At 65.4% G+C, this 3,019-nt stretch carries 3 protein-coding genes; all 3 read right to left on the reverse strand.

Annotated elements, in window-relative coordinates; all coding sequences use genetic code 11:
- A partial coding sequence (locus Q7T45_RS16815; RefSeq protein ID WP_370691296.1) for a type II secretion system F family protein occupies positions 1-542 on the reverse strand: 542 nt, incomplete at its 3' end.
- 11 nt (positions 543-553) lie between these two features.
- Positions 554-2,026 carry a CpaF family protein gene (locus Q7T45_RS16820; protein WP_304872082.1) on the reverse strand — a complete coding sequence of 491 codons (1,473 nt, stop codon included), beginning with the start codon at positions 2,024-2,026 and terminating at the stop codon, positions 554-556.
- Between the two features lie 18 nt (positions 2,027-2,044).
- On the reverse strand, positions 2,045-3,019 hold a 975-nt coding region (locus tag Q7T45_RS16825; RefSeq protein WP_304872083.1), incomplete at its 5' end, for an AAA family ATPase.

A 3,019-nucleotide genomic window follows, 5' to 3' on the forward strand; every position in this document is an offset into this window, starting at 1 on the left:
GCGTCGGCGGCGACCACCTTGATGGATTCGAACAGCGGCAGGCCGGCCTTGATACCGCGCACGATGACGTCGACGGCGTCCGGCAGCGCCTTTAGAAAGGCCTTCTCCCGACGGGTCTTGAGAAAGCTTAGGACCCAGCGCGGCAGGCCGAAACCGGCGGCGAAGGCAAGTCCGGCGGCGCCGAGCATTCCGCCGCCGCCGATCAGCACCAGCCCGAAGCATGCGGCCCCGAGGATGCCGGAAATGATCATGAATTTCTGCGGCGTCCAGTCCAGGCCGGCCTGGGTGAGGCGGACGCTCAGCGAGACTTTCTTGTCCTTCTGGCGGCGCGCGTCGAGTTCCTTGAGCGATCCCTCGACCTGCTCGCGGCGCGAACGCTGGTTCTTGTCGACGTTGCGCGCTACCGGCTCCGGGCTGGCCACGGAGGCGCGGCGGCTCTCGGCCTTTCGCTGTCCCGACAGCAGCGGATACAGGAACACCCATGCCACGCCGCCGATGGCGGTGGCGGCGAGAAAGGCCAGTGCGAGCGCTTGCATGTTCATGGCCCGCTCCCTCAGGTCTCGGCGACGACTTCGGCGGCGTCGAGTGCTGCCGCCAGCCGCTTCTCTTCACCGTAATATCGCGCGCGATCCCAGAAACGGGGCCGCCCGATGCCGGTCGAGCGATGCCGGCCGATGATGTGCCCGTTGGCGTCCTCGCCGACCATGTCGTAGATGAACAGGTCCTGGGTAATGATCGTGTCGCCTTCCATCCCCATCACCTCGGTGATGTGGGTGATGCGGCGGGAGCCGTCGCGCAGGCGGGCGGCCTGGATCACGACGTCGATCGAGGCGCAGATCATCTCGCGGATGGTCCGTGACGGCAGCGAGAATCCGCCCATGGTGATCATCGATTCGCAGCGCGACAGCGCTTCGCGCGGATTGTTGGCGTGCAGCGTTCCCATCGATCCGTCGTGACCGGTGTTCATGGCCTGCAAGAGGTCGAAAGCCTCGGGTCCGCGGACTTCGCCGACGATGATGCGTTCGGGGCGCATACGCAGGCAGTTACGGACCAGTTCGCGCATGGTGACCTGGCCCTCGCCCTCGATGTTGGGCGGCCGGGTTTCCAGCCGCACCACATGCGGCTGCTGCAGCTGGAGTTCGGCGGCGTCTTCGCAAGTGATGATGCGCTCGTCGTCGTCGATATACTGGGTGAGGCAGTTCAAGAGCGTGGTCTTGCCGGAACCGGTGCCGCCGGAGATCAGCACGTTGGCGCGGCAGCGCCCGATGATCTGCAGGATGTCGGCGCCTTCAGGCGTGATCGCGCCGAACTTGACCAGCTGATCCAGCGTCAGCTTGTCCTTCTTGAATTTGCGGATGGTCAGTGCCGGACCGTCGATCGCCAGCGGCGGTACGATGGCGTTGACGCGGCTGCCGTCGGCGAGGCGGGCGTCGCAGATCGGCGAGGATTCGTCGACGCGCCGGCCGACCTGGCTGACGATGCGTTGACAGATATTCAACAGCTGCTGGTTGTCGCGGAAGCGGATTCCGGTCTTCTGAATGCGGCCGGCGACTTCGATGAACACGGTTCCGGCGCCGTTGACCATGATGTCGGAGATGTCGTCGCGCGACAGCAGCGGCTCCAGCGGGCCGTATCCGAGCACGTCGTTGCAGATATCGTCGAGCAGTTCTTCCTGCTCGGCGATCGACATCACGATGTTCTTGATCGCGATGATCTCGTTGACGATATCGCGAATTTCCTCGCGCGCCGATTCGCCGTCGAGCTTGGCGAGCTGGGCAAGGTCGATGGCTTCGATCAGGGCGCCGAAGATCGTGGCCTTGACCTGGTAATAGCCGTCCGACCGCCGCGAGTCGATCGCGGGCGCGGGCGGCGCCGATTTCGCCGGGGAGATCGGCGGCGAGGACACGACCGGCGGAGCCGCCTCGCGGGAAACGGCGGCCGGAGCCGCGGCAGGCGGATACGACACACCTGCGGCGGGCTTCGGTGCCCGCGTATCGCCTTCAGTTCCGCTACGCTTACCAAACACGACGGTACTCCATGCGGGCTACTTGGCCCGCAGCTTCTCGAGCAGGGGTGACAGGAACGAACCCCGCGGTTTTTTGGTCTCGCCGCGGCCTGTCAGCCGTTGCGCGATCTGCAGAAAGATCTCGGTGGTGCGATGACTGGCGTTGATTTCCGCGATCATCTGGCCGTTGTTGGCGGCCGAGCCGAACATTTGCGGGTCGAACGGTATCGACGCGATAGGCTGACTCTCGATCGCCTTGGCGAATTCGCCGGCGTTGATTTCCGGCCGCTTCGGCATGCCGACCATGTTGAGACAATAGAGCGGTGTCCGGTCGTTGGGCCGCGAGGCCTTCAACAGGTCGAAGATGTTCTTGGTGTTGCGCAAATTGGCGAGATCGGGCGCCCCGACGATCAGGATATCGTCGGCGCCGATCAGGGCCCGCTTGGTCCAGCCCGACCATTGATGGGGGACGTCGAGCACGATGCACGGCATCGTGGCGCGAAGCGTGTCGAAGATCGAATCGAAGGCTTCGGCGCCGAAGTCGTAGACCCGCTCCAGCGTCGCCGGCGCCGCCAGCAGGCGGAGGTGGTCGGTACATTTCGACAGCAGGCGGTCGATGAAGGCGGTATCGACGCGATCCGGCGAGAACACCGCGTCGGCAATGCCCTGCGGCGGATCCTGGTTATAGTCGAGGCCGGCGGTGCCGAATGCGAGGTCGAGGTCGGCGACCACGGAATCCAGCGCCAGGTCGCGGGCGATCGCCCAGGCGACGTTGTGCGCGATGGTGGAGGAGCCGACGCCGCCCTTGGCGCCGACGACGGCGATGATGCGGCCGACGGCCTTGGCCTCCGGCGCGGAGAACAGATTGCAGACCGAGCGCACCACGTCGATCGTATTGACCGGCGCGAGCACATAGTCGCTGACGCCGCGGCGCACCAGTTCGCGATACAGCGTGACGTCGTTGATCTTGCCGATCACGACCACCCGGGTTCCGGAATCGCACACGGTGGCGAG

Source organism: Bradyrhizobium sp. (assembly GCF_030646015.1).
Taxonomy (GTDB): domain Bacteria; phylum Pseudomonadota; class Alphaproteobacteria; order Rhizobiales; family Xanthobacteraceae; genus Bradyrhizobium.